The following is a 3,418-nucleotide window of genomic DNA, read 5'->3' on the forward strand; positions in this document are numbered from 1 at the left end:
CCCCGCTCGTGGCGCGCGGGGCCCCTCGTGCCCGGCGTGGGCCTGTTAAGCGGGGTGCAGCCCGTGGGGGCCGGGAAGCTATCGCCCGGCCCCCACAGGATCGGTCAGGCGTGCGCTGCGGCAGCGGTGAGCGCGGGGACGGCCAGCGCTTCGAGGGCGGCGGCCTGGTCGGCGTCGGTGAGGGTCTGCGCGGTCGACGTGATCGCCTGCATGACCCCTCCGGCGGTCATCTGCCCTCCCTGCACGAAGTGCGCCAGGATCCGGTCCTTGGCCTCGGTACCGATGCTGAGCGCCTTACTGACGTGCTCGATGGTCTTCGTCGGCTCCGCAAGCGGCACCCCAGCGGCGGCCTCGATCTCGGACACCTTCGCCTCGACGTAGTCCCGCGACAGGAAGGTACGCACCGCGTCGGCGGTCTTGGCCGTGATCAGCTCCAGCGTCTTGCGCTGGGTCTGCCCCGACCAGGACACCACGCCTTCCTCCTGCTTGCCCCCAAGGTGCACGGCGCGCATGACGTCCTTGGCCATGGTCAGGCCGTTAGTGCACACCTGGAAAACCGCACGCGGGGTGATCGTGTACGCCCCGGAGCCGACTTCGGAGTTGGTGATCACGAACCCGGCGGAGATGAGCGGGAGCTCGTCGCCACTACGCCCGTCGAACGGGGAGCGGTAGCCGCGCAGCAGCGCGCGGGCCTGCACGGCAACGGCCTCGGACTCGACGCGCACGTACATGCGGCGGTCGGTGAGATCGCACCCGGTCACGCGCGCAGGGTGGCCGGACTGCTGCACGCCGTCGAGCGCAGCCAGCAGCATGTCGAAATTGTCCATGAGCTTGTAGCTGTCGGACAGCAGCGCGCGGGCCACGCCTTCGGCGGGCGCCGAGCCGGGGGCGTTCTCGCCCCGGAAGGCGCGGAGCATGAACTTGCGCTCCGGCTCCTGGCGGAGCCACGCGTTCACGTTCTCGTCCAGGAGCGCGACGTTGTCCGTACGCATCCGGCGCAGGTACGCGAGCGGGATGCGGAGCTTGTCCGCCACCCCCTCGTCCGCGACGGCCGTCGGCCGGTAGATGCCATCGACGTTCGTGACGCCGTCCTCGGTGATCTGGGACTCGACTCCCTCGACGTGCACGTTGCCCTGGCGGAACCGCAGCGCAGCGGCCGGTGCGATGACGTCCAGCTTGCGGTGCTGCTGACCCTCCAGGATGCGCACCAGGTCGGCGATCTCAGCGTTGCGGGCGCCGTCGGCGGTGACGTTGGTCGCGCGCTCGGTGTTCTGTGCCATGCCTTGAGCCACAGTGGGCTCCTTTCGTAGCGACGAACATTTGGCTGCGGTCGGGAGGGGGGAAGGGGACCACCCTCTCTCCCCTCCGACCTGTTCCATAATACTCTAGATCGAGGGTGAGGCAACCCATTTCCACGAACTGCCCCACCCATCAACCCGAAGGGGCTACCCCCATCCGTAGAGGTGCTCCTCCGGCTCGAACACTTCGTACTGCGCCTGGAGTTGACTCTCTGTCAGGTACGGACAGGACTGCCACCCGCCACGTTCCGACACCGGCACGTCATCCACGCACCGAAACCTGCCGTCCTCGCACGCATTACAGTCCGCCATCGAGCACCCCTGCGCCGCTCGTGATCGACTCCGCCCGCACGTTGTGCAGCTTCACCACCAACGCGCCACCCTCGAACCGGCCCAACTCGTAGACCGTACGCACCCCGCCCGCATCGGTCGGCTCCTGCACGATCCCGCACACCACGTACGGCCCGTGAGCATCCGGGCAACTGCCGTGGTACCGCACATGATCGAACACCCGCAACGGACGCTCCACCGCCATGAAGGCCAACTCCAGCTGACCCAACGGCAACGGAACATCCTGCAACGCCATGCCCGTACTGCCACTGCGCGCACCCGCGATCCACCCGGCCTCAAAGACCGGGCGGGCCGCCGCCAACGTGCGCGCCGACATCGAACCCCCGGCGCACAGGACGGCCCGCCACGCCTCCTCGAACGCCTCCTGAACCTGTTCCTCCTCGCTGTCGCTCGGGGCCTCGGCCCGCGCCTCGGCCGGCCTCAGACGTGTACTCATGATCACTCCCTCTTGATGGCGGAACTCCGGGGACGCCTGAGGGGTCGGATGCCCCCAGGCGGGAACGGCTACTTCAGGCCGCGCGTACGCAGAGCCTCACTGAGGCGGTAGGCAATAACCCGAGGCGCGAGAATGCGGCCCCGCTCGGCAGCCTTGATGGACTGGAGAATGACCGGCCCGGTCTCGCTCTCGTGGATCAGCTGAAAGTCGAAACCGGCAGCAACCGGCAGCATGAGAAGAACCGGGCCTGCATTGGTCTCGAAGCGAATTCCCGTGCTGTTCTCGTCCAGATTGTGAATGATGGTCGCCGCTGCGATCAATTCCGGGCGCGGGAGGTGATTCGCAATGGCGCGAACACGAAACGCCTCGCTGCTCTCGACGTCCCTTGCCTGCTTGACCGTTCCGTCGGTGATCACGATCTCCACGGAGATGCCTTCCTGTTGACGAACTTTCGGCGTTGCCGAGCTGACGGCGGGAACCACCCCGCCTTCCCTTTCGACATGTTCCATCATACTCAAGTCGAGCGTCTGGACAACCCCCCACGCCGAGCCAACATCCCGCACACCATCTGACCAGACATCCGACCAAGCATCTGACCAGACATCTGACCCAACATCCCACAGACCACACCACCCCAACCCACCTGCATAACCGCAGCTCAAAACCAAGATTCCCGACCGGTACGCACCCTGACAACCCCTCACACGCGCCCCGGACCTCTGAAGCAACAAGGAGAAGAAGGAGAGCAGGCAGCAGACGACCGGCGGCGCGCGCTCGGGACGGCGGTTCGGTGTCCTGTCGGCCGCGTCGCAGGCTCCGCGACCGACACAGAGAACGAGGGACCGGCCAGAGGATCGGATGTGAGGATCGGGGAAGGTGGCACTGGGGTGTCCGAGTTCCCTCGCCATTGAGGCGGGGGCTTTTTTGTGCTGGTCGTCGGGTGTTTCGGGTGGTTGGTGTTGGTGGTGGTGTTCCGGGTTTGGTGGTGGTGTGAGTCCGGATTGGCTGGTGGTGTGTTCGCCGGATCTCCTTTGGGTTGTGCTCTGTAGCGCATGGGGGTGTGGCGTGGTGAGTGGAACGGGGATTTGTCACTCGTCCAAGTGATCGCGGGGACTCTTGTCGGAGTGTCGGCCTTAGCGTCTCATTCGTCGCGTCTGTCACGGGCGTGACGTGAACTGCCCTGTGTGGGGCGGTAGTTGACGTCATGGAGGCTGTCACTGTGATCGCTGCTCGGTTGCTGGTTCGTTCGTGGCCTGTGTGTCGGCTGCGGTGACGGCGGACGGCGACGTCCCTGGGGTCGGGGCTGGGGATGAGGGGCTGGGTCGGCATCGGG

Annotated in this window: 3 protein-coding genes; all 3 read right to left on the reverse strand. The window is 66.4% G+C overall.

The window, feature by feature from the left end:
• Positions 1–104: 104 nt before the first annotated feature.
• Entirely contained in the window at positions 105–1,280 is a 1,176-nt protein-coding gene (locus G3I40_RS10555; protein ID WP_164301899.1) for a DUF932 domain-containing protein, read from the reverse strand.
• 316 nt (positions 1,281–1,596) lie between these two features.
• Positions 1,597–2,085, reverse strand: a complete 489-nt coding sequence (locus G3I40_RS10560) for a hypothetical protein (protein WP_164301900.1) — start codon at positions 2,083–2,085, stop codon at positions 1,597–1,599.
• Positions 2,086–2,153: 68 nt separating this feature from the next.
• Positions 2,154–2,597, reverse strand: coding sequence for a hypothetical protein (locus G3I40_RS10565; RefSeq protein ID WP_203643803.1), 444 nt, complete (start codon positions 2,595–2,597; stop codon positions 2,154–2,156).
• Positions 2,598–3,418: the final 821 nt, after the last annotated feature.

Source organism: Streptomyces sp. SID14478 (assembly GCF_010548525.1).
In the GTDB taxonomy this organism is placed as follows: Bacteria; Actinomycetota; Actinomycetes; order Streptomycetales; family Streptomycetaceae; genus Streptomyces.